Source organism: Streptomyces sp. NPDC031474, from assembly GCF_055581185.1.
Genome location: NZ_JBVIJX010000001.1, coordinates 525965 through 547917 on the forward strand (window position 1 = coordinate 525965; position 21953 = coordinate 547917).

The window sequence follows — 21953 nt, forward strand, 5'->3', positions numbered from 1 at the left end:
CGTAGACTCATCCCATGACTCGATGTCTAGTGTTTTCGTCATCCAGTTGTAGGACGACTTTTACGCGGAGTCGTAGGATGAGTACTGACATAGACTGACGGGATGAATCTGGATCCCGTTCGTCGAGAAGCGCTGTCGGACAAGGTGATCGCCCAGTTGCGGCGGCAGATCACCTCCGGAGCCTGGCCCGTGGGCTCACGCATCCCCACCGAGACGGAGCTGGTCGAGCAGCTCGGAGTGGCACGCAACACGGTGCGTGAGGCGATCAGGGCCCTGGCGCACACGGGTCTGCTGGACATCCGCCATGGCTCCGGCTCCTATGTGCGGGCGACCAGCGAACTCGCCGGCATGATGCGGACCCGGTTCGCGAAGGCCGACACCGATGACGTCGCCGAGGTGCGCGGCGCCCTGGAGATCCGTGCGGCGCGGCTGGCCTCCGCGCGCCGGACGCCGGAGGACCTGGAGCGGCTCGACGCACTGCTGGTCCAGCGGGAACAGGCCTGGTCGGCCGGTGACCGGGTCGGCTTCGTCAACGCGGACGTGGCGTTTCACCTGGCCGTCGTCTCGGCCTCCCACAACACGGTCCTGGCCGAGTTGCACGCGGACCTCGGCGAGGTGATCCGGGACTCGCTCCTGGACCACTTCGGCGACGCGCTGCGCCCCGAGCAGTTCCAGGACCACGCCCGTCTCGTCGACGCCATCCGCGCCCGCGACAGCGACAAGGCGGCGTACGAGTCCGGTTCCTACATGGACTGCGCTCCCACCCAGGCCGGCGAATAGACGCGGCATACCCTCGGCACATGAGCGAACTGACCCCTTTCACGCACGAGTTCGACGGTGAACGGCTCAGCGGCCTCCACGGCGGAGGTCGCCGTGACGAAAAGGCCGACGGCGGAAAGACCGACGGCGGTGGTCCGCACGGCGCCACCGCCGTCGTGCTGCACGGCGCGGGCAACGGCAGCAAGGAGCGACTGCTGCCGCTGCTCCGGGAGTTCACGGCCCAGGGCTGCCGCGTCCTCGCCTTCGACTTCTCCGGGCACGGCGAAAGCACCGGCGCACTCGGGGAGTTGAGCCTGCGCCGACGCTTCGAGCAGGCGTCCTCCGTGATCGACGCCCACGTTCCGGCACCCGCACCGCTGGCGCTCGTCGGGTTCAGCATGAGCGGACAGACGGTGGCCGACCTCGCCGCCGAGTACGGCCCCCGGGTGACGGCCCTGGGACTGTGCGCGCCCGCGGTGTACGCGGCGCAGGCGTGGGAGGTGCCGTTCGGGGAGGGCGACGGGGAGTTCAGCGCGATCATCCGGCGGCCCGGGAGCTGGCGGGAGGCGCCCGCCCTCGACGTGCTGCGGGCGTACGAGGGCCGGGCGGTGCTCGCCGTGCCGGGCGCCGACGCGGTGATCCCGCCGGAGGTGACCGCGGCCGTCCAGGACGCGCTCGCGGCCCGCGCCCGCTACACGAGGTTCGAACTCCCCGATGCGGGACACCGTCTGGGGCTCTGGTTCCACGACCACGCCGACGACCGACGGGAGTTTGTGACGTCCTTGCTGAACTCCCCGCGCGCGTAGCGCAGTTGACCTCATACTCCTGGCGTGGCCGTCACCACCCGCGCGTCGATCGCCGCGGCCAGCGTCGCATGGTCGGCGGCGGTCTGGGTGGCGTAGGCGAGGGCGAAGTCGGCGACGGCGCGTTCGAAGGTGTCGGAGCCGCCCAGGTAGCCGGCGATGGCGAGACGGTCACCGGAGCGGGCGTGCGCGCGGGCCAGGGCGGTGCCGCACAGCCGGGCGTAGAGCAGGAGGTCGGCCGGGGACATCCCGGCGACGGCGGCGGAGCCCTTCATGTCGCGCAGTTGGCGCCAGTAGAAGGCGCGGCCCTGCGGCCCGGTCATCCAGCCGAGGAAGATGTCGCCCGCGGCCTGCAACAGCCGCTGCCCGGCGACGACCCGGTGGCCGGGATGGGCGTAGGGGCCGGTCGGCAGGTATTCCTCCAGGACGGACGCGCGGGCCTCCTTGATCTGCAGGAACAGCAGATCGCCGCTGTCACGGCCGGTGAGCAGCACGATGAAGCAGCGCATGCCGACGCTGCCGACCCCGACGACCTTGCGGGCGGCGTCGACGAAGTGGTAGCGGTCCAGCAGCGCGCGGCGCTCCTCGGCGAGGGTGGACCGGTAGTCGCTGAAGATCTTCCGCAGCGAGGCGCCGTCGGAGGCGCCGGCGGGTTCGAGCAGCGGCGGGTCCTGGATGATGCGGCGGCGTCCGTCGACGACCTCGGTGAGCTTGTCGAGGGCCTGCAGGCTGGTGCGGCGGCGGGCCCGGCTGAGGCTCGCCCCGACCCGTTTGCGCCGGCGGGCGGAGCGCAGCAGGGGCACCAGCTGGTCGGCCTCGATGCGTTCGTACCAGACGGCGAGCTCGCCGAGCCGGGACAGCCGCCGTATGCCGGTGCGGTAGGCGGCCACGGACTCCAGGGCGGCGCGGTGCACCTTGGTCTCGGGGTGGCCGTTCTCGCGGGCGGCCACGGCGACGGAGGCGGCGAGCCTTTTGACGTCCCACTCGAAGGGGCCGGGGAACGTCTCGTCGAAGTCGTTGAGGTCGAAGAGCAGGGTCCGTTCCGGGGAGGCGTACACCCCGAAGTTGAGCAGGTGCGCGTCCCCGCACAGCTGGACGGTCAGGCCGGTGTGCGGCTGCGCCGCCAGATCGGCGGCCATGACGGCGGCCGAGCCGCGCAGGAAGGCGAAGGGCGAGTCGGCCATCCGCCCGTAGCGGACCGGCAGCAGCTCGGGCAGCCGGTCCCGGCCCTGCCGCTCCAGCACGGCGACGGGGTCGGGCCGGTCGACGGGCGGGAGCCAGGCGGCGTGGGCGGAGCGGGAGACGCGTCGGCGGGCGTCCCTGCCGCGCCGGGCACGCTCGTCGGGGGCGGTCATCCGTGTCTCCTGCACATCACGCCTGCCTCCCGGTCGGCACAGTGCCTGCGGCTTCCTGTTCGCAGTGAAGGCCGGGGGCGGGGCGCCCGCATGCCGGGTACGGCGAACGGGTGACGACGGCGAAGGGCCCGACTGTCAGTGGCGTCGGGCAGGATGCGGACAGGGACGAGTGCCGGAAGCGGACAGCGACGAGGGGTGGAGGCCGGATGGGTGACGGGCTGCGGTATGTCGGGGTGGCGGAGCGGCGGGCCAGGCTGGCTCTGCGGCACCGGCTGGCCCCCGGGGCGCGGGTCGCGACGCCCGAGGCGGTGGCCGACGCGCTCGTCGCCCTGCACGGCTCGGACCCGGCGACGGTGTATCTGGCGGTCGGCGCCCGCCTCACCGACGCGGCGGCGACCGTGCCGGACACCGACCGGGCGCTGTACGTGGACCGGAGCCTGGTGCGCATGCACGGGATGCGGCACACGGTCTTCGTGTTCCCGACGGAGTTGACGGCCGTCGTGCACGCCTCGACGGGTCTCGCGGTCGCGGCCCGGGAGCGGGCCACCCTGGTGAAGGACATGGCGAAGGCCGGCGCGCCGGACGCGGCCTGGCTGAAGGAGGTCGAGGAGTCGGCGCTGGCCGCCCTGGCCCGGCTCGGCCAGGCGACGGCGGCCGAGCTGTCCCGTGAGGAGCCGCGCCTGCGCGAGCAGTTCGTGTACGCGGCGGGGAAGAGCTACGAGGGCGTCCACACCGTGGTGACGCGGCTGCTGAGGGTGTTGGGCGTCGAGGGCAAGGTGGTCAGGGGACGCCCCCTGGGCTCGTGGACGTCGAGCCAGTTCCGCTGGGCCGTGGCCCCCGAGCACCCCGAACTCCCGGTGGCGGACGCCCAGTCGGAGCTGCTGAGACACTGGCTGACGGCGTGCGGCCCGGCCACCGAGGCGGACCTCAAGTGGTGGACGGGCTGGCGGGTCACGGACGTCCGCCGGGCGCTGACCGCGATCGGGGCACGGGCGGTGACGCTGGACGAGGGCACGGGGTACGTCGTCGACGGGGACGAGGAGCCGGTGACCGGCGCCGGGGAACCGTGGGCGGCCCTGCTGCCCGCCCTCGACCCGACCGCGATGGGCTGGCAGGGCCGGGACTGGTACCTCGCCCCGGAGCTGCGCCCCGCCCTGTTCGACTACAGCGGGAACGTCGGGCCGACGGTGTGGTGGAACGGCCGGGTGGTGGGGGCTTGGGCCCAGCGCCCCGACGGGCAGATCGTGTGGCGGATCCTGGACGAGGAGGGCGTGGGCGGCGACGCGAAGGCGGCGATCGAGGCGGAGGCCGCGCGGTTGGGGGCGTGGCTGGGGGCGACCCGGGTGACGCCGAGGTTCCGGACGCCGGTGGAGAAGGAGTTGGCGGGGCAGGTGGCGGGCTAGGGCGGGTTGGCTCACTGAGCCGTGCCGGGACCGGGCGCCGTCGTGAGCGGCGGCGCCCGGCGCCCGTCTCACCGCGAGTAACGCAACAGCGCTCGCACCATGTGGCACGTCGTGTCCGACGGCGGGTGAACGCCGATCAGCTGCGCCGTGCTGCGGATCTTCTCGTTGCGGGCCTGGTTGGGCATGTAGACCCCGAGGTCGAGCAGGGCGATGGCGAGGCGCATCGCCTTGAGGCGGCGGTTGTGCATGACGTACCAGTCGCGCGGACGCCCCGGCGGCAACGGCCGCTTCTCGACGGGCACATAGGGCAGATCGAGCTGGACGGGACGCTTCGCGGTGGACTGGGTCGGCAACGGCTTCGGCTTCAGTGCGGCAGCGGGCACAGGCATCCTCCTGTCGCGGTCAGGGTCCGGCCGGCACCTCCGGCGAACCCTCGAACACTGCTTCTATTCTACTGCCCACCACTGACAAACGCCCCTGATCACAAGGGCTTTCGGCGGCCTGGACCGCTACCGTGTGGCGCATGGAAATCTGGATCAACCCCGCCTGTTCCAAGTGCCGCAGCGCCCTCACACTCCTCGACGCCGAGGGCGCCGACTACACCGTCCGCCGCTACCTGGAGGACGTGCCGAGCGAGGACGAGATCAGGGACGTACTCGACCGTCTCGGCCTGGAACCCTGGGACATCACCCGCACCCAGGAGGCCGCCGCCGCGGAACTCGGCCTGAAGGACTGGCCGCGGGACGCGAGCGCACGCGGACGCTGGATCAGCGCGCTCGCCGCACACCCCAAGCTCATCCAGCGCCCGATCATCACGGCCGACGACGGCACCGCGCTGGTGGCCCGCACGGACGAGGCCGTTCGGGACGCCCTGTCCCGTTAGCCGGTCAGACAACGGTTTGCCGGTTGGTCAACGGTTTGCCAGTTGGTCAGCGGTTTGCCGGTTGGTCAACGGTTTGTCGGGCGGCGGGAGTCGAGGCCGTCCACGCTGTTACCCTCCGCCGCCATGACCTTCGGTGATCAAGGATTCCCGTACGGGCCACCGGACCCGTACGCCCAGTTCATGGCCGAGCAGGAGCGGATACGCAGGCGTAGGCGGACCCGGCGCACGGCGGTCGCGGGGACCGGCGTCGTCCTCGTCGCCGCCATCGCCGCCGGCGCCGCACTGATCGCGGACGAAGACGGCGGCGAGGGCAGGGGCGGGGACCGGGGCGACGTGAGCCGGGCCGTCTCCGCTCCCCCTGCGGCCGGCGCCCCTTCCGTGGACGTCACCCTTCCCTCCGACGCCCCGAGCTCGCTCCCCTCCCTGCTCGCCCGCCCGATCATCCGGCCGGAGCAGGCGTTCCCCTCCACGGGCGTACGGCTGAGGGACGGCTCCCGGTTCACCCGCGTCGATCTGGCCACCACCACCGACTGCGCCCGGGGCATGTCGCCCGAGCTGGCCCAGCTGATCGAACAGGGCAAGCCCTGCTCCCGGTTGACGGCGGCCCTTTTCACGGACGCCGACCGGCGCTCACAGGTGACGGTCACCGTGCTCAGCTTCGCGCGGGTCGAGGACGCCTCGCGGGTGTTCGCGATGGCCTCGATGGACCCGGTGACGTACCAGGTCGTCTCGCTCGATCCACCCCCGAAGGCCGGTCTGCCGACGGTGCCGCCGGGCTCGGCCGGGGTCTTCCGACGGGTCATGACCGTCCGCTCGGTGGTCTTCGCGAACGGGCAGTGGGGCGACGGCGCGGAGAGCGGGGAGGCCGAACTCACCGCCCAGACCGAGGGGTTGCTCCGGCACGTCAACGACACGGTCGTGGCATACGAGGACGGCAAGGGCGGCATGGGCGGCCAGGGTGACCAGGGTGACCAGGGGTGATCATCGCGCGTGACGCAGGTCACTTTCGTTGACTCCTGTAACCGCTGAGTAACCGCGTTCGGTATCTCGTACATAGCGGCGTACGCTCCCCAACCTCTCAGGAGGCGCGCATGTCGCGTAGGAGAAGTCTCGGCACGAAGAAGAAGATCGCGCTGCTGGTGAGCGCGGCGGCGGTGGCGGGAGGCGGGGCCTTCGTCATGGCGAGCACCTCGAACGCCGCGCAGACTCCGCAGAACGCCAAGCCCCTGGCCGCCGCGGACTCCAACGTCTGCCAGGGGCTCGCCACCGCCCTGGGCAACAACCAGAAGTTCATCGACGGACAGCGGGCCGCTCCCGACGCCCAGTCGACGGCCCGGATCGCCAACCGCGAGGCGGTCATCGCACAGATCAAGGTCCAGCAGCAGGCGTCCGGTTGCACCGTTGGGGAGTCGGCTCAGGACTCCCAGGCGACGCAGCCTTCGCAGGCGGCCTCCGCCCCGGCGGGAAACACCGGAAACCCCGGCACTGCCGGTAACGCGGGAAACGGCGGTAGCCCGGGAAACGGCGGTGCCGCCGCCTCGGGCCGGCAGGTCTGCAACGGGTCCACGGTCACCCTCTCCGGAGAGGGCGGTGCCCCGGCCGCGTCGAGTGACCGGTTCCCGGCGGGGACCAGGCTGAAGGTCACCAACCTGGACAACAACAAGTCCACGACCGTCGAGGTGACTTCGGTATCGGGCAGCTGCGCACTGCTCAACAACGCGGCCTTCGAACAGGTCCGTGAGCCCGGCAAGTTCCTCATCCGCCGGGCCGTGATCGAGAAGGTGGGGTGAGCCTCAGGAGCGAAGAATCCCGCTGAGGCGCCGACCCGTACCGGAGGGCCCATACCGGAGGGCCCGGGCCGTCGCCTCGTATGTGTCACAGGTCCTGCTGTTCGCGGCCACGAACAGCAGGACCTGCACGTCCGGGGCCCGAGAGGTGAGCCGCACCACAGAACCATCCAGGTAACACGGGGTTCACATTCGAGCAATGATCGGGAAATCGCCTGTTGACAAGCTGCCGGGCAAACAGGCGGCGCCCCAGTGCCGCAGCGCCGCAGCACCCGCACGTGCGTCAGACACACCCCCGAAGGAAGTGGCCCGTGACCTTCAAGGCTGAGTACATCTGGATCGACGGCACCCAGCCGACCGCCAAGCTCCGCTCCAAGACCAAGATCATCGCGGGTGAGCCCGCCGGTCTGGACGCGCTGCCGATCTGGGGCTTCGACGGGTCCTCCACGAACCAGGCCGAGGGCCACTCCTCGGACCGTGTCCTCAAGCCGGTCTTCACCTGCCCCGACCCGATCCGCGGCGGCGACGACGTCCTCGTCCTGTGCGAGGTCCTCAACATCGACATGACGCCGCACGAGACCAACACCCGTGCCGCGCTGGTCGAGGTCGCCGAGAAGTTCGGCTCCCAGGAGCCGATCTTCGGCATCGAGCAGGAGTACACGTTCTTCCAGGACGGCTACCCGCTCGGCTTCCCCAAGGGCGGCTTCCCGGCCCCGCAGGGCGGCTACTACTGCGGCGTCGGCGCCGACGAGATCTTCGGCCGTGAGGTCGTCGAGGCGCACCTGGACAACTGCCTCGCCGCCGGTCTCGCGATCTCCGGCATCAACGCCGAGGTCATGCCCGGCCAGTGGGAGTTCCAGGTCGGTCCGGTCTCCCCGCTGGAGGTCTCCGACCACCTGTGGGTGGCCCGCTGGCTGCTCTACCGCACCGCCGAGGACTTCGGCGTCGCCGCGACGCTGGACCCGAAGCCGGTGAAGGGCGACTGGAACGGCGCCGGCGCGCACACCAACTTCTCCACGAAGGCGATGCGCGAGGGCTACGACGCGATCATCACCGCGTGCGAGTCGCTCGGCGAGGGCTCCAAGCCGCTCGACCACGTCAAGAACTACGGCGCCGGCATCGACGACCGTCTGACGGGTCTGCACGAGACCGCCCCGTGGAACGAGTACTCCTACGGTGTCTCCAACCGTGGCGCCTCGGTCCGTATCCCGTGGCAGGTCGAGAAGGACGGCAAGGGCTACATCGAGGACCGCCGTCCGAACGCCAACGTCGACCCGTACCTGGTGACGCGTCTGATCGTCGACACCTGCTGCTCGGCGCTGGAGAAGGCCGGCCAGGTCTGATCCCCGGCTTTTCCCTGACAGGGGCGCCCACCCTCACGGTGGGCGCCCCTTCTGCGTATCGTGCGCTGTCATGGGGAGCGACGGGGCGGACCGGCGGAGATCGGCGCGCGCGTGCGGACGGGCGAGGGACGTGCCCGGCCTGATGCGGGCGTTGGAGTACGGGAACGCCTCCGAACGCGACGCGGCGCTGGACTGGCTGAGCTCCGCGACCTGGCGCGATGAGGAGGAGTTCTACGCGGCCACCACCCGCACCGTGCCCCAGGTGGCCCGGCTCGCCGTGGAGCTGCCGGACCACCGCACCGACCTGCTGGAACTCCTGAGCGACCTCGCGAGAACCGCCGAGCGGCACGACGGACAGAGACCGGTCCGGCAGGCCGTGGCGGACGCCCTGCCGCCCCTGCTCCACTACGCGCACGACGCCGACGTGGCCCTGCGCAGCGCCATGGTGCTGCTGATCGCCGGGTGCGGCCCGGAGCACGCCCGGCCCCTGCTGCCGCTGCTGCGGACCCGGCTGGCCGAGGAGCCCGACCCGCTGGTGCGGGGGCAGGTCGTGACGGCGCTCGCGCTGCTGGAGGACGACGACGGCCGACGGCAGGAGCTGCTGGCCGATCCCGAGCCCCAGGTGGCACTCGCCGCGGCCGAGGACCTGCTGCGCACCGCTGGGCTCCCCCTGCCCGACGCACTGGTGGACCACTGCGTGCGGGCGTACACGGCGGACCCGCACGAGCGGGAGAGCACCCGGTGGCCGGCGCCCTACAAACCGTTCACCGACCGGCTCCTGGAGGACCCCGAAGCCGCGCTGCGGGCTCTCGCCGGGGGCGTCCCGCTCGCCTTCGCCATCGCCGAGGCGTGGCGGGACCGCGAGGCCGAGGTGCTGCCCTGGGCGTTGCGCGAGATGGAGGGCGAGGCGTGGGAGCTGTCCCGGCTGGCGCAGCTGACGTGCGCGCTGCCGCCGGAGCTGCACGCGCGCGTGCGCGAGCACGTCCTGCCGTACCTGGCCGCGGACGGTCCGGCGCTGCGCGCGGCGGCCCTCACCGTGTTCGCTCGGACGCGGGCGCCGGAGTCCGTCGAGGAGGCCGTACGGCTCGTCGAGGAGTCGCCGCGCCCGTACCAGACCTACGGCGTCGCCACCGCGGTGGCCGAGGAGTTCGGGGCGCGGGCGCTGCCCGTCGCACGGGCGGTGGCCCGAGGACTGCACGCCGCTCCGCCTTATCTGCTGGGGATGCTCGAGCGGTTCCCCGAGGCGGCGACGGACGTGGTCGACGGGCTCGTCGCGTCGCTCGCCCGCACGGGCACCGGATACCCTCCGGCCGCGGTGGCCGTGCTGGGCCGGCTCGGTCCCGCCGCCGGTGACACGGCCGAGCGGGCGCTGCGGGCCTGCGTGACGGAGCGCGAGCACTCCTCGGTCTCGGCCGCCGCCGCGGTGGCGCACCACCGGGTCAGCGGCGACCCCTCACTCGCCCTGTCCTTCTTCCGCCAGGAGATGAGCACCGGGTCGCCGGGCGCGGTACTGGACTGGGCGAGTGAACTCGGCCCCGCCGCCGCCCCGTTGCTGCCGTTCATCGAGCCGGAGCTCGCCGAGGGGTCGCCCCTCGCCGCCCTGGCCGTCTGGCGCATCACGGGCCGCACCGAGGACACCGTGGAGCCCCTGGCCCGGCAGGCCGTCACATGGCAGATGTTCTCCCCCGGCCCACCCCACCCGTTGGTGACGCTGACGGAGATGGGCCTCGTCCCACGCTTCGCCGTGGACCCGCTGCGGCAGGGAGCCGAGGCGCCGCAACGGATGATCCGTGACCTCATGTACGGCAACGGCCTGCACCCGGACTACGTCGTCCGCGACGCCGTCCGCAAACTCCTCGCGAGCGCCCGGGTCGTCGACTGACGCCGACGCACGGCAAGGAAGCGTCCAAGCTGTGAGAGGAGGCTCCTGTAACGGGCGGGTGTCTGCTTCAATGGGGCCATGGCCAGCTTCCAGAAGTACACCGCGACGGGTCGCCATGACCTCGAGCCGTTCTGGCCTTCCCGTCAGCACCACGACTTCGACCGGGTGTGTTGCCGCGCGACGAACGCGTCGGCCCTCTAAAGCCGTACACCCCGGCCTTCGGCCGACGCGAGACGACGTACGTCCCTTCCGACGAACTTCTCGCGCGAAAGAGCTGACCTCTCATGGCGACCACTCGTTCTCTCTCCTCCGCCGCTCTCCCCTCCCCCGTCTCCCCCGGCTCTCCCGTCTCCCCCATCCAGAACGCCTCCCGGCACCGACTGCGGGCCGTCGATCCGGACGAGGTGGTGCAGGTCGCGGATCTCCTGCCGCCCGGCGCCACCTGGCTGCCGGCGCCGCAGCACACCCTGCCCAGCCTCCCGGGCCGGCCGGAGATGGTCGGCTACCTGGTGCTGATCCCGGCCGACCAGCAGCAGCCGTTCCAGCCGGTCCCGGTCCCGTCACCGCAAACGGGACCGCAGCCGCAGCAGGGCGCCGGTGCCCCGCTCGTGCGGGTCGACACCGTGCAGCGCACCGCCGAGGTGGACGGGCGGCAACTCGACCTGACCTACCTGGAGTTCGAGCTGCTCGCGCATCTGGTGGCGCACCCGAACCGGGTGCACACGCGCGACCAGCTCGTGACCACGGTGTGGGGCTACGGCCATGTCGGCGACGGCCGCACGGTCGACGTCCACGTCGCCCGGCTGCGCCGCAAGCTGGGCGCGCAGCACCGCCAGTCGATCCAGACGGTGCGCCGGGTCGGCTACAAGTACACGCCGCCGACCGGCCGCTGACCCCTCTGCCCTCGGCTAAGGAAGGTTCCGTCCCGCGTCGCGGCCGGGCAGAGTCACCGGCATGAGACTTCTGGTGCTGGGTGGTACGGAGTTCGTGGGACGCGCCGTCGTCGAGGCGGCCCTCGGGCGCGGCTGGGAGGTGACGGTCCTCAACCGGGGACGGCACGCTCCCGTCCCCGGCGCGCGGTCGCTGACCGGTGACCGCACCGCGCCCGGGGGGCCGGCCGCCTTGGCCGAGGTCGAGGGAGCCGAAGGGGACTGGGACGCCGTCGTCGACACCTGGTCGGCGGCGCCCCGCCCGGTGCACGAGGCGGCGCGGCTGCTGCGGGGCCGCGCCCGCCGGTACGTGTACGTGTCCAGTCGCTCGGTGTACACCTGGGCCCCGCCCGCCGGGTACGCCGAGGACGCGCCCGTGGTCGAGGGCACCGGGCCGGACGCGGGGCAGACCGACTACGCCCGCGACAAGCGGGGCGGCGAGCTGGCCGCCCTGGACGCCTTCGGCGCACAGGACTCCGTTCTCGTACGGGCCGGGCTGGTCCTCGGCCCGTACGAGAACGTCGGCCGGCTGCCCTGGTGGCTGGGCCGGATCGCGCGCGGCGGCCCGGTCCTCGCACCCGGGCCCCGGGACCTGCCCCTGCAGTACGTCGACGTCCGCGACCTCGCGGAGTGGACCCTCGGGGCGGTCGAGCGGGAGCTGAGCGGGCCGTACAACCTGGCGAGCCGTCAAGGGCACGCCACGATGGGCGCGTTGCTGGAGGCCTGCGTCAGGGCCACCGGCTCATCGGCCGAACTGCGCTGGACCGCCCCCGAGATCATCCTCGCGGCGGGCATCGAGCCGTGGACCGAGCTGCCCGTGTGGGTGCCGCCGGGCAGCGACATGCACGACGCCCTGCACGCGGGCGACGTCTCACGGGCCCTCGCGACGGGCCTCGTCTGCCGTCCCGTCGAGGAGACCGTCGCCGACACCTGGGCGTGGCTGGAGGCCATCGGCGGCACGGCACCCCAGCGCCCGGACCGCACGGTCAAGGGCCTGGACCCGGAGGTGGAGGCGAAGGTGCTCGCGACGGCCACCGGTGCGGCGGGCCAGGGAGGTGTACCTGGCACCACCTCCTGACCGGGGGCCTCGGCCCAGTGCCCCCCGCCCACGGCTCGGCCAGACTGACGGCATGAACACCAACACGAAGAGCGATGGCGGAAGTTCGAGGGCACGGGGGATGTTCCTCGCCGCCGCACGGGGGCTCGTGCTGGCCGTGGTGGCGCTGCCGTCGGCCGTCCTGTGCTTCACCCTCTCCCTTGTCTCACTGGCGCTGATACCGATCGGGGTCGGGCTCGTCACCACGCCGTGGGTGGTGAAGGGGGTGCGGGCCTACGCCGACCGGCGGCGCTCGCTCGCCGGACAGTGGGGCGGGGTGCGCATCGCGTCGGCGTATCGGCCGCTGCCCGACACCGCCAACCCGTGGACGCGCACCATCGCGCTGTTGCGGGACCCGGCGACCTGGCGGGACCTGCGGTGGCTGCCGGTGGACATGACGGCCGGGTTCCTGACCGCGCTCGCGCCCACCGTTCTGGTCCTCTATCCGCTGGAGGGGTTCGCGCTGGCGGCCGGGCTGTGGCGGGTGCAGGGCGCCTCCGACGGCCCTTACTGGTACACCTTCGTGCCGGTCAGCGGGCAGGTCTCCGCGTTCGCCGCCGCCGCTGTGGGCGCGGTCATCCTCGTCTTCGCGCACCGGTACGCCGTGAGCGCGTTCCAGGGACACTTCCGCCTCACCCGGGCCATGCTCACCCCCAGTCAGGCCGAACTGGCCGAGCGGGTGAGGGTGTTGACCGAGACGCGCCGGGACGCCGTGGACACCTCCGCCGCCGAGCTGCGGCGCATCGAACGGGACCTGCACGACGGCGCCCAGGCCCGGCTGGTCGCGATGGGCATGGACCTCGGCACCGTCGAGATGCTCCTCGACAAGAACCCGGGGAAAGCCAAGGAGCTGCTCGCGCAGGCCCGTCAGTCGTCCGCCGAGGCTCTCGCCGAACTGCGCGACCTGGTGCGCGGCATCCACCCGCCGGTGCTGGCGGAACGTGGACTGGGCGACGCCGTACGGGCGTTGGCGCTGCGGCTGCCCGTCGCGACGGAGGTGACCGTGGAACTCCCGGGCCGGGCCGAGGCGCCCGTGGAGTCGGCGGCCTACTTCGCCGTGAGCGAGGTGCTCACCAACGCCGTCAAGCACTCCGGCGCCGACCGGATCTGGATCGACCTGCACCACACGGACGGCCATCTGCGGATCTCCGTCACCGACAACGGCAAGGGCGGCGCGGTCATCGGGTCCGGTTCGGGCCTGCCCGGCATCGAGCGGCGACTGGGTACATTCGACGGCGTCCTGGCCGTCAGCTCCCCTGCCGGCGGTCCCACCATGGTGACCATGGAGATCCCTTGCGTGTTGTCCTAGCCGAGGACCTCTTCCTGCTGCGGGACGGTCTCGTCCGGCTGCTGGAGGCCTACGACTTCGAGATCGCCGCCGCCGTCGAGAGCGGGCCGGAACTGGAGCGGGCCCTCGCCGAACTGGAGCCGGACGTCGCCGTCGTCGACGTCCGGCTCCCGCCCACGCACACCGACGAGGGCCTGCAGTGCGCCCTTCAGGCCCGCCGCGAGAAGCCGGGGCTGCCGGTGCTGGTCCTCTCCCAGCACGTCGAACAGCTGTACGCGCGTGAGCTGCTCGCCGACGGCAGCGGCGGGGTCGGCTATCTGCTGAAGGACCGGGTGTTCGACGCGGAGCAGTTCGTGGACGCCGTACGCCGGGTCGCGGCGGGCGGTACCGCGATGGACCCCCAGGTGATCCAGCAGCTGCTGGCCCGGCGCTCGGGCGACGGCCAGGGGCCGGTGGACCGGCTCACTCCACGCGAACGGGAGGTCATGGAACTGATGGCGCAGGGCCGGTCGAACGCGGCGATCGCCGCCAACCTGGTCGTCACCGAGCGGGCCGTCGCCAAGCACACCGCCAATATTTTTCTGAAGCTGGGTTTGGAGGTCTCGGACGACGACAACCGCAGGGTACTGGCGGTGCTGGCCTATCTGGACCGGGACCGGTGAGCACCGCAACTGGTGTGCGCTGTGGGGGCGTTGGGGCCGGTTTGTCGTACGGACCTCTCATCAATTTCTGAGAAGGCTGAACACCTCTGGGGCGACGTTCGTAAGTGAGGGGGCAGCTTCACTCCTGTCGGGCGCCTCGGTGCTGCCCCGCAAGGAAGTCAGAGGAGTTCAGATGGGACGCAACACACGTAAACGCCGTTCGTCGATGGCCACGAAGGCCATGGCAGCATCGGCGGCCCTAGCGCTCGGCGGGGGCGGGCTGATCTGGGCGAACTTCTACGCCTCGGCAGATGATTCGAACAACTCGGGTCAGAACTCGACCTATGCCGCCACCGCGGCTGCGCAGGTCGCCACGATCTCCTGCCCCGATGTGGGGCAGAAGCTGACGAACGTTCCTGACCGGGCCAAGCAGGGCGTCGCGACCGAGCTCGCGAACCTCGACAAGCAGATCACCGAGGCGTACGCCCGGCTCGCCTCCACGCGCCAGGCTCAGGCGGGCGACGCCGGGTTCGTGCAGAACGCGATCGTCGGCCCCCTCAAGGAGAAGCGGGCCGCCACGATCGACCGGATCCGGATCGACATCCAGCGCGTCGGCGGCCAGTTCAACAACCAGCTGAGCCAGCTCGCGGCCTGCACCACGCAGGGGGCGAACACCAACGCCGGCCAGGCGGGCAACGGCGGCCAGCAGAACGGCGGCGGGCAGCAGCAGAACGGCGGCCAGCAGCAGAACGGCGGTCAGCAGAACGGCGGCCAGAACAACGGCGGCCAGCAGAACAATGGTGGCCAGCAGCAGAACGGCGGCCAGAACAACGGCGGCCAGCAGCAGAACGGCCAGGGCGGCAACGGCCCGGTCGCCGCGGACTTCGTGGACATCACGAAGGTCCAGGGCAACGCGCAGCTGGGCGTGGGTCAGAACGGTCTGCCCGCGAACGGCAACAGCGGTTCCAGGGGCACCTTCACCTCGAACTGCGGCACCAACCAGAACAAGAACCACAACACCGACAACGTGATCGTCGCCCCCGGTGTCGCCAACGGCGCCCACCACCTGCACGACTACGTCGGCAACCAGAACAACGACGCCTTCGCGAGCGACCAGGAACTGGCCGGGGCGGGCACCAGCTGCCAGAACCAGGGCGACAAGTCCTCGTACTTCTGGCCGGTCATCCGTGTGCAGGACGGCACGCAGGACTTCGACCAGAACAAGGACGGCGGTGGCAAGGAAGGCAACGTCGGCAAGATCCTGCTGCCGGCCCAGGCCCAGCTGAAGTTCGTCGGCAACAAGAAGGGCAACGTCGTCGCGATGCCGACGGCCCTGCGCATCATCACCGGTGACGCCAAGGCCTTCGTCAACGGCAACGCCAACGCGAACGTGAACTGGTCCTGCACCGGCTTCGAGAACAAGGTGCAGCTGCACGACAAGTACCCGATCTGCCCGCAGGGCAGCCAGGTGGTCCGCACCACCAACTTCCAGAGCTGCTGGGACGGCAAGAACATCGACAGCGCCAACCACCGCACGCACGTGGCGTTCGCCCAGGCCGACGGCTCTTGCGCCAACGGTTTCAAGGCGATCCCGCAGCTCCAGGTCCGGCTGGTCTACAACGTTCCGGCCCCGAAGCTCCAGAACGGCACCGTGGTGCAGCCGTACGCGGTGGACAGCTTCCCGGAGAACCTGCACAAGCCGGTCACCGACCACAACGACTTCATCAACTTCTTCTCCACGAACCTGATGAACAAGATGGTCAACTGCATCAACACCGGTCAGAAGTGCAAGTAACACACTGAAAGGCCGGCGGTGAGGATTTCCTCACCGCCGGCCTTTGTGCTGCCCGCGTTTCCGCGTGCGTTCAGTGACCGGAGTGCGTGGCGCCGTCCGAGGCCTCGTGCGAGGCGTGCGCGGAGTGGTCCGTGCCCTCCTCGATGTCCCCGCCGAGCGTCTTGCGCAGCGTCGTCACCGTGCTGGTCTGCTCGCCGACGGCGACCCACTTGCGGCCGACCAGGTAGTGACCGCCGTAGTCCTTCGCCCCGTTGATCCACTCGCGCTGGCCGCGGTCGGTGGCGAACGTCAGCAGGATGAACTTTCCGGCGTCGTTCTTGCAGAGCGCCTGGCGCAGCTCGTCGGCGTCGGTCTGCATGTCGGGGGTGCACTTCACCTCGGAGGCGATGTGCTCCAGGCTGCCGGTCGCCGTCTCCGGAACGGCGGCCTCCTCCTTGCCGCCGGAAGCGCATCCCGCCAGCAGCAGCGCCGCCGCGGCGGCCGCCGCCGCGAACATCGGTCGGGTCACCTTCATCTGTTCCTCCCTGCAAGAGCCTCGCTCTGGATACGGCTCCCGCGCGCGGTCCGCTCAAAATACCGGCGCCCCACCGGGCACGCCTGTGCCAAGGCGGACCGGTGAACCAAGACTGGGAAGATCGCGTGACCGCCGCCTGGGCCACCTTCGACGACTATCCCGAGGAGCGGGCGGCCGACTTCCGGGCCGTCGTCGACCCCCTCGTCGCCGAACTCCCCGAGGACAGCCCGCTGGGCCTTTTCGAGCGGGCCTGCGCCTGGGACTCGACCGGCCACAGCGACAGGGCGGCGCCCCTCTACCGGGAGGCGATCGCCCGCGGGCTGAGCGACGTGAGCGGTTACAAAGGCCGCCGGGCGAAGATCCAGCTCTCCAGTTCCCTGCGCAACATCGGACAGGCCGAGGAGGGCGTCAAACTCCTCACCCCCGAACTGGACGGCCCCTCCGACGAGTTGGACGACGCCGTGCGCGCCACCCTGGCGCTGTGCCTGTCGAGCCTGGGCCGCGACCGCGAGGGCCTGTCCCTGGTCCTCGGCGCACTGGCCCCCCATCTGCCGCGCTGCCAGCGCTCCATGGCGAACTACGCGAAGGCGCTCGTGGAGGGCTGAGCCGCCCGGCGGTGACCATCCACGGCGTCGCTCGTTCTGCTGGACGTGCAGTCACAGGATGTCGCCCCGCGCCCCGCACCCGGTTCCGCCACCGACCTGACCGTCGACGTCGAGCAGGCCGAGGCCGCGCTCGTCGAGCACTACCCGCGTCTGGTCCGGCTCGCCTATCTGGTGCTGCCGCCCGGCCTCGGCCGCGGTCGCCGCGTTCTGACCGCCCACGCCCTCGCCCAGCGCGCCCTGCCCCGGCGCCGCGCCTGCGCCCCCGTCATCCCGGCCCAGTCCACCGGCCGCGACGGCGACCCCGGATACGCCTACGTCCGCCTCCAGGTGGTGCGTACGGCGCTGGAGGCGGGGCTGCCGCTGACGCTGCGGGCGTGGCCCAAGCGCGCGCAACTCCCGCCACTGCTCCCCCAGGTGTGGGGTCTGCGGCTCTTCCCGCGCTCCGGCGGCGCCGACGAACTCGCCCTGGACCAGCGTCTGTCCGCCCTGTCGGGGCCGGCCCGGGCCGCCAATGTCCTGCGCGGCCTGGAGAAGCTCCCCGACGGCGATGTGCGCGAGGTACTGGCCGAGGCCGGCGTCGAGGACGTGGAGGGGGCCCTGCGCGAGGCCGGCCAGGTCCCCGCCGCGCAGTACGCGCTGCTCGCCTCCCCCGAGTTCGACGCCTGCTCGCTGCAGGCCCGCCCCACCGATCTGATGCGCCGCCGCCAGCACAGCAGGGCGGCGCTCGCCGCCGCGGCGGCCCTCGCGGTGTGCGGCGCCCTGGTCGCCCTGCCCGGCGGCGGCTGGGGACCCGACGGAGCGGCCGCCCCGGTGTACGCGCAGAACCCGGCCGCCGAGGCCGCACTCGACCCCGGGCGGCTGGTGAAGATCTCCCCCGCCGCCTGGAAGACCTCCGCGCGCACCGACTTCTCGGCCTGGCCCGCGCGCGGCCCGCTCACCGGCGACACCGCGCTGCTGCGCCGCGCCCTCGCCGTCTGGGCCCGCCCCGGCGAGAAGGTCCATGTCTCCGCCACCCCGGAAACCCCCTTCGGCGGCCCCGCCGGACCGCCGCAGCTCCTCTACGCGGGCGACGTCGACAACGCGCGCGTGGTGATCCTCTACGACGGTCTGCGCATCGCCCGCTACGCCGAGCCGAAGGACGGCACGGCCGGGGCGGCCCTGGACTTCGCGCGGGTCGACGGCGCGACCGGCGCCGAGGCGAGCGCGCTGGTGCTGGACCGGGCCGACGGCAACGTCCGCTATCTGACGGCTCCCTGGGTGACGAAGGCCGGCGAGCGGGACCTGTCGAAACCGGGCGCCGGGGTGATGGAGCTGACGCTGACGGACGGGATCACCTCGCCGCTGGCCAGTCCGGTCACCCAGACCGGCGCGTGCACGACGTGGAACGTGCTCCAGCTGACGGACGCCTCCGGCGCCCACCTCCTCAGCGACCTCGGCGAACTCGTCCCCGCCCGCCTCACCGCCGGCCGCCCGGCCGCACCGAAGGAAGCGACCGACACGGAGGCGCTGCGGACCTGGGCGCCGTTCGCCTGCTCGCTGGCCGACGCGCGCGGACAGGGCGTACGCACGGTCAACGCTTGGACGTACACCCGTCAGCAGCTGCCCGACGCGAGCGGGTCTGCGGCCTGGGTGTGCACCCGCGCCGAGACCTGGCGGGGCGACGGCAGCCGGGTGCTGGCCCAGTTCCACACGCCGGGCGGGCTGTTCGGGGCGGCCGTGGCGAAGGCCGGGGATGTACCGGCGTGCGGGCCGCGCGACCCGCATGTGCTGGCCGGGGTGCTGTGGAAGTCGAAGCGCGGCGACTGGTACCTGCTCGCGGCCGGCGACAAGGACACGGCGTCCATCCGGTCCACGGGCGGGGTGCGGGGGTCCGGGCAGGGCAACCACCTGACGGTCCCGGCGAAGCAGGGCGCCCAGGCCGGCCTGAAGGGCAGGCTGACGGACGGACGGTCGATCAGCGGCCTGCGCTGACGCGGAGCACGAAAAGTGACGGATCAGGGTGAACACCCGGGCCGGTCCCGTCCGTTCGGGGCCGGATTCGATCGGTAAGGTGTTCGCATGACTACCGGGGTTCGTCGCAGAATGGGAGTCGAGGAGCGTCGGCAGCAGCTGATCGGCGTCGCCCTCGAACTGTTCGCCCAGCGTTCGCCCGACGAGGTCTCCATCGACGAGATAGCCGCGGCCGCGGGCATCTCGCGCCCCCTCGTCTACCACTACTTCCCCGGCAAACTCAGCCTGTACGAGGCCGCGTTGAAGCGGGCGTCGGAGGATCTGGCGGGCCGGTTCGCCGAGCCGCACGAAGGACCGCTCGGCGCCCGGCTGCTGCGGGTGATGCGCCGGTTCTTCGACTTCGTCGACGCGCACGGTCCCGGCTTCTCGGCCCTGATGCGGGGCGGCCCGGCGGTCGGCTCCTCGACGACGAACGCACTCATCGACTCCGTACGCCAGATCGCCTACGAGCAGATCCTGTCGCATCTGGCCATCACCGATCCGCCACCGCGTCTCGAACTGATCGTCCGCTCGTGGATCTCGCTCGCCGAGTCGACCGCACTGATCTGGCTGGACGGGCGGCGCATCCCGCGCGAGGAGCTGGAGATCCAGCTCGTGCACGACTTCGCCGCGCTGACCGCCGTCAGCGCCGCCTACGACGACGAGGTGCGCACGCTGCTGCGCCCCGTGCTGGGCGGCGAGCCGGCCGACGGCCCCTTCGGCGACCTGGTCACCCGGCTCATCGCCCTCGCCTCATGAACCGGCCGACTCAGCTTTCGTACTTGCGGTACGACGGGTCGAGATCGCGGACCTCGGCGGAGGCGTGCAGCACGAAACCGTCGCCCGTCACATGCTCACGCAGCAGTTCCAGCACGGTCTCGGTCAGCTTCGTCTTCGTCTCGTCGGTGCGGCCGGCCAGCAGCCCGAGCGTGACGTGGACGACCGCGTGCCCCAGCTCCTCGGGCTCGTCGTAGCCGAACGCGGTGAAGGGGGCGGGACGGAACAGGGTCTTGCAGGCCTCCGGTTTGGCGGCCGCGATCTCGACCACCGAGGTGTGCAGGGCCCGCGCGAATCCGGCCAGGTCGAAGGCGGACGCCATCGTGGCCGAGTAGTCGACGGTGATCTGCGGCATGAACACTCCCCTGCTAGGACGAGAACTGGGCTCAGCCTAAGCCGTCAGCCGCAGGGCCAGCATGGCGATGTCGTCGTCCCGGTCGTGTCCGAAGTGGGTGAGGAGGGTGTCGCAGAGTGCGTCCAGGCCCGGCATGGCGCCGGTGGCGGCCGCGCGGAGGTGCTCCATGGACACCGCGAGATCGGTGCCCCGGGTCTCGATCAGACCGTCGGTGACCATGAGGAGCCGGTCGGTGGGCTCCAGGAACAGTTCGGTGGGCGGGGGGTGGGGCACGCCCAGGCCGAGCAGCGGGCCGGCCGCCTTGGCGTAGTCGGCGCTGCGGTTGTCCCGGACGATCAGCGGCGGGATGTGGCCCGCGTTGGCGATGCGGGCCCGCCCGGTGCCGGGGTCGAGCAGCACCAGGCAGAGGGTCGCCGTGACCTCGGGGTGGTAGCGCTGGAGCATCCGGTCGAGGCGCTCGGCGAGCACCGCCGGGTCGCTCTCGTCGACGCAGTAGGCGCGCAGCGCGTGCCGGATCTCGACCATCACGGTGGCCGCCTCCAGCGAGTGCCCGACGACGTCGCCGACCGCGGTCAGCACCCCGTCCTCGGTGCGCAGGGCGGCGTAGAAGTCGCCGCCGATCTCGGTCTCCCGGGACGCGGGCACATAGCGGACGACGACGTCGACGCCCGGCAGCTCGGGCAGCCGGTGCGGCTGGGGCAGGAAGCTGTGTTGCAGGGTGAGGGCGACATGCCGCTCGACCTGGTACATGAGCAGCGGCTCTGCGGCGAGGACGGCGGCCTGCGCGAGCCGCGCCAGCAGGGACTCCTGCTCGGGGTCCACCCGGCGGACCTCGCGGGTGGGCGTGGCCAGGCACACCACGGCCCGGCCGTCCTGGGTGGGGATCAGCACCAGCCGGGCGTCGTGCTGCACCCCCGGCCGGAAGAACCCGGTGGGCCACAGCGGCGCGGCCACCGTGGTGATCCGCACCCCCGCCTGCCCGTGGGCGAGGCGGCGCAGCAGGGCGATCACGGCCCGGTGGGCGCCCACGTCCGGCAGCGCGAGCGAGGTGCGGTTCCGGGAGGCCCCGCGGTACAGGTCGTCGTCCGGGCCGAGGACGAACGCGGCGGCGGGCGTGCCGGTGAGCCGCGCGGCGCCCTCGGCGGCGGCGTCGGCGAGTTCCTGCGGGGACCGCGCCGCCTGGATGGTGACGATCGTCTCCGACAGCGACGCCAGCCGCCGCGCCGCCGCCTGGTCGTCGGCCCGCAGCCGGGCGGCCCGCACCGCGGCCCGGACCACCGCGTCGATCTCCTCGGGCGCGGCGGGCATCGCCAGATGGGCCTCGCCGCCCGCCTCCAGTCCCTCGGCGCGGTCGCCCGGGGCCGCCTCACCGGCCGAGAAGTGCACGACGGGCAGACCGGCCATGTGCGGCCGGGCCTTGAGCCGACGGCACAGCTCGAAGCCGCTCATGTCCGCCAGGCCGACGTCGACTAGGGCCACGTCCGGCAGAGTGCCCTTGCGCAGCCGTACGTCCAGCTCGACGAGCGCCTCGGCTCCGGTGCCGACCGCGACGACCTGGTGGCCTGCCCGGCGCAGCACGGCGCCCAGGGCGAACCGCCCCGCCGCCGTCGGGTCCACGACGAGCACGGTCGCGTCGGTCCGTCTGCCGCTGACGTCCATGTGCCAACCCCGGACTCGCCGATGGAGCAGGCCTGGTTCGAGACCTGCTCCACCAAGGTAATGCCCTTGTCCAGGGCGTACCCCCAGGGC

Annotated in this window: 21 protein-coding genes; 16 read left to right on the forward strand and 5 right to left on the reverse strand. The window is 72.1% G+C overall.

The features are described from left to right. The first annotated feature begins 102 nt into the window (after nt 1-102). Both ACZ5SK_RS02435 and ACZ5SK_RS02440 read left to right on the forward strand, forming a co-directional pair. Nucleotides 103-780, forward strand: coding sequence for a FadR/GntR family transcriptional regulator (locus ACZ5SK_RS02435; RefSeq protein ID WP_334580757.1), 678 nt, complete (start codon nt 103-105; stop codon nt 778-780). A 20-nt stretch (nt 781-800) separates the two neighbouring features. After that, a complete protein-coding gene (locus tag ACZ5SK_RS02440) occupies nt 801-1565 on the forward strand; it encodes an alpha/beta hydrolase (RefSeq protein ID WP_334580756.1) in 765 nt (254 codons plus the stop codon). A gap of 11 nt (nt 1566-1576) precedes the next feature. Here the strand turns inward: ACZ5SK_RS02440 and ACZ5SK_RS02445 are convergent, their stop codons facing one another. Next, nucleotides 1577-2917 (reverse strand): DUF2252 domain-containing protein, encoded by a 1341-nt coding sequence (locus ACZ5SK_RS02445; protein ID WP_468575137.1) that lies wholly within the window; start codon nt 2915-2917, stop codon nt 1577-1579. A 206-nt stretch (nt 2918-3123) separates the two neighbouring features. Between ACZ5SK_RS02445 and ACZ5SK_RS02450 the strand changes: the two genes are divergently transcribed. Further along, nucleotides 3124-4320 (forward strand): winged helix DNA-binding domain-containing protein, encoded by a 1197-nt coding sequence (locus ACZ5SK_RS02450; RefSeq protein ID WP_468575139.1) that lies wholly within the window; start codon nt 3124-3126, stop codon nt 4318-4320. Nucleotides 4321-4388: 68 nt separating this feature from the next. On the opposite strand, the gene ACZ5SK_RS02455 is transcribed toward ACZ5SK_RS02450, so the two are convergent. Beyond that, on the reverse strand, nt 4389-4703 hold the full coding sequence (locus tag ACZ5SK_RS02455; RefSeq protein WP_334580752.1) for a hypothetical protein: 315 nt from the start codon (nt 4701-4703) through the stop codon (nt 4389-4391). A 140-nt stretch (nt 4704-4843) separates the two neighbouring features. Here ACZ5SK_RS02455 and ACZ5SK_RS02460 point away from each other — a divergent pair, with 140 nt between their 5' ends. The 10 genes from ACZ5SK_RS02460 to ACZ5SK_RS02505 all read left to right on the forward strand — a co-directional run bounded on the left by ACZ5SK_RS02460 (nt 4844) and on the right by ACZ5SK_RS02505 (nt 15964). Next, nucleotides 4844-5203, forward strand: coding sequence for an arsenate reductase family protein (locus ACZ5SK_RS02460; RefSeq protein WP_334580750.1), 360 nt, complete (start codon nt 4844-4846; stop codon nt 5201-5203). Between the two features lie 123 nt (nt 5204-5326). Continuing rightward, complete coding sequence (locus tag ACZ5SK_RS02465; protein ID WP_468415277.1) at nt 5327-6184, forward strand: hypothetical protein; 858 nt, start codon at nt 5327-5329, stop codon at nt 6182-6184. A gap of 110 nt (nt 6185-6294) precedes the next feature. Continuing rightward, complete coding sequence (locus ACZ5SK_RS02470) at nt 6295-6993, forward strand: RlpA-like double-psi beta-barrel domain-containing protein (RefSeq protein ID WP_334580747.1); 699 nt, start codon at nt 6295-6297, stop codon at nt 6991-6993. Nucleotides 6994-7301: 308 nt separating this feature from the next. Continuing rightward, nucleotides 7302-8333, forward strand: a complete 1032-nt coding sequence (glnII, locus tag ACZ5SK_RS02475) for a glutamine synthetase (protein ID WP_334580746.1) — start codon at nt 7302-7304, stop codon at nt 8331-8333. A 70-nt stretch (nt 8334-8403) separates the two neighbouring features. Further along, nucleotides 8404-10215 carry a hypothetical protein gene (locus ACZ5SK_RS02480; protein WP_361699939.1) on the forward strand — a complete coding sequence of 604 codons (1812 nt, stop codon included), beginning with the start codon at nt 8404-8406 and terminating at the stop codon, nt 10213-10215. A gap of 284 nt (nt 10216-10499) precedes the next feature. Continuing rightward, nucleotides 10500-11108 (forward strand): winged helix-turn-helix domain-containing protein, encoded by a 609-nt coding sequence (locus ACZ5SK_RS02485; RefSeq protein ID WP_334580743.1) that lies wholly within the window; start codon nt 10500-10502, stop codon nt 11106-11108. 61 nt (nt 11109-11169) lie between these two features. Continuing rightward, nucleotides 11170-12222, forward strand: a complete 1053-nt coding sequence (locus ACZ5SK_RS02490) for an NAD-dependent epimerase/dehydratase family protein (RefSeq protein ID WP_361699936.1) — start codon at nt 11170-11172, stop codon at nt 12220-12222. Nucleotides 12223-12274: 52 nt separating this feature from the next. Then, entirely contained in the window at nt 12275-13549 is a 1275-nt protein-coding gene (locus ACZ5SK_RS02495; RefSeq protein ID WP_334580740.1) for a sensor histidine kinase, read from the forward strand. Continuing rightward, the gene (locus ACZ5SK_RS02500; protein WP_334580739.1) at nt 13534-14190 is read left to right on the forward strand and encodes a response regulator transcription factor; all 657 of its coding nucleotides are present in this window, start codon (nt 13534-13536) and stop codon (nt 14188-14190) included. The genes ACZ5SK_RS02495 and ACZ5SK_RS02500 overlap by 16 nt, the downstream gene beginning before the upstream one ends. A 172-nt stretch (nt 14191-14362) precedes the next feature. Further along, entirely contained in the window at nt 14363-15964 is a 1602-nt protein-coding gene (locus ACZ5SK_RS02505) for a DUF1996 domain-containing protein (RefSeq protein WP_468575143.1), read from the forward strand. A 70-nt stretch (nt 15965-16034) separates the two neighbouring features. Here the strand turns inward: ACZ5SK_RS02505 and ACZ5SK_RS02510 are convergent, their stop codons facing one another. Beyond that, entirely contained in the window at nt 16035-16478 is a 444-nt protein-coding gene (locus ACZ5SK_RS02510; RefSeq protein ID WP_334580736.1) for a hypothetical protein, read from the reverse strand. An 83-nt stretch (nt 16479-16561) separates the two neighbouring features. On the opposite strand from ACZ5SK_RS02510, the gene ACZ5SK_RS02515 reads away from it, so the two are divergent. From ACZ5SK_RS02515 to ACZ5SK_RS02525, 3 genes are all read left to right on the forward strand, one after another. Beyond that, a complete protein-coding gene (locus ACZ5SK_RS02515) occupies nt 16562-17083 on the forward strand; it encodes a tetratricopeptide repeat protein (protein WP_468575218.1) in 522 nt (173 codons plus the stop codon). Nucleotides 17084-17128: 45 nt separating this feature from the next. Next, nucleotides 17129-19054: a hypothetical protein gene (locus ACZ5SK_RS02520; RefSeq protein WP_334580735.1), complete on the forward strand. Its 1926-nt coding sequence runs from the start codon at nt 17129-17131 to the stop codon at nt 19052-19054. Nucleotides 19055-19141: 87 nt separating this feature from the next. After that, nucleotides 19142-19831 (forward strand): TetR/AcrR family transcriptional regulator, encoded by a 690-nt coding sequence (locus ACZ5SK_RS02525; protein ID WP_334580734.1) that lies wholly within the window; start codon nt 19142-19144, stop codon nt 19829-19831. A gap of 10 nt (nt 19832-19841) precedes the next feature. On the opposite strand, the gene ACZ5SK_RS02530 is transcribed toward ACZ5SK_RS02525, so the two are convergent. Continuing rightward, complete coding sequence (locus ACZ5SK_RS02530) at nt 19842-20204, reverse strand: 5-carboxymethyl-2-hydroxymuconate Delta-isomerase (protein ID WP_319672906.1); 363 nt, start codon at nt 20202-20204, stop codon at nt 19842-19844. 36 nt (nt 20205-20240) lie between these two features. Beyond that, complete coding sequence (locus ACZ5SK_RS02535) at nt 20241-21863, reverse strand: fused response regulator/phosphatase (RefSeq protein ID WP_334580733.1); 1623 nt, start codon at nt 21861-21863, stop codon at nt 20241-20243. Between the last annotated feature and the right edge of the window lie 90 nt (nt 21864-21953).

Bases quoted from the DNA above. Each gene is read 5' to 3' on its own strand.
- ACZ5SK_RS02435 (WP_334580757.1), top strand. From the start codon at position 103: ATGAATCTGGATCCCGTTCGTCGAGAAGCGCTGTCGGACAAGGTGATC.
- ACZ5SK_RS02440 (WP_334580756.1), top strand. From the start codon at position 801: ATGAGCGAACTGACCCCTTTCACGCACGAGTTCGACGGTGAACGGCTC.
- ACZ5SK_RS02445 (WP_468575137.1), bottom strand. From the start codon at position 2,917: ATGACCGCCCCCGACGAGCGTGCCCGGCGCGGCAGGGACGCCCGCCGA.
- ACZ5SK_RS02450 (WP_468575139.1), top strand. From the start codon at position 3,124: ATGGGTGACGGGCTGCGGTATGTCGGGGTGGCGGAGCGGCGGGCCAGG.
- ACZ5SK_RS02460 (WP_334580750.1), top strand. From the start codon at position 4,844: ATGGAAATCTGGATCAACCCCGCCTGTTCCAAGTGCCGCAGCGCCCTC.
- ACZ5SK_RS02465 (WP_468415277.1), top strand. From the start codon at position 5,327: ATGACCTTCGGTGATCAAGGATTCCCGTACGGGCCACCGGACCCGTAC.
- ACZ5SK_RS02470 (WP_334580747.1), top strand. From the start codon at position 6,295: ATGTCGCGTAGGAGAAGTCTCGGCACGAAGAAGAAGATCGCGCTGCTG.
- ACZ5SK_RS02480 (WP_361699939.1), top strand. From the start codon at position 8,404: ATGGGGAGCGACGGGGCGGACCGGCGGAGATCGGCGCGCGCGTGCGGA.
- ACZ5SK_RS02485 (WP_334580743.1), top strand. From the start codon at position 10,500: ATGGCGACCACTCGTTCTCTCTCCTCCGCCGCTCTCCCCTCCCCCGTC.
- ACZ5SK_RS02490 (WP_361699936.1), top strand. From the start codon at position 11,170: ATGAGACTTCTGGTGCTGGGTGGTACGGAGTTCGTGGGACGCGCCGTC.
- ACZ5SK_RS02495 (WP_334580740.1), top strand. From the start codon at position 12,275: ATGAACACCAACACGAAGAGCGATGGCGGAAGTTCGAGGGCACGGGGG.
- ACZ5SK_RS02505 (WP_468575143.1), top strand. From the start codon at position 14,363: ATGGGACGCAACACACGTAAACGCCGTTCGTCGATGGCCACGAAGGCC.
- ACZ5SK_RS02510 (WP_334580736.1), bottom strand. From the start codon at position 16,478: ATGAAGGTGACCCGACCGATGTTCGCGGCGGCGGCCGCCGCGGCGGCG.
- ACZ5SK_RS02525 (WP_334580734.1), top strand. From the start codon at position 19,142: ATGACTACCGGGGTTCGTCGCAGAATGGGAGTCGAGGAGCGTCGGCAG.
- ACZ5SK_RS02530 (WP_319672906.1), bottom strand. From the start codon at position 20,204: ATGCCGCAGATCACCGTCGACTACTCGGCCACGATGGCGTCCGCCTTC.
- ACZ5SK_RS02535 (WP_334580733.1), bottom strand. From the start codon at position 21,863: ATGGACGTCAGCGGCAGACGGACCGACGCGACCGTGCTCGTCGTGGAC.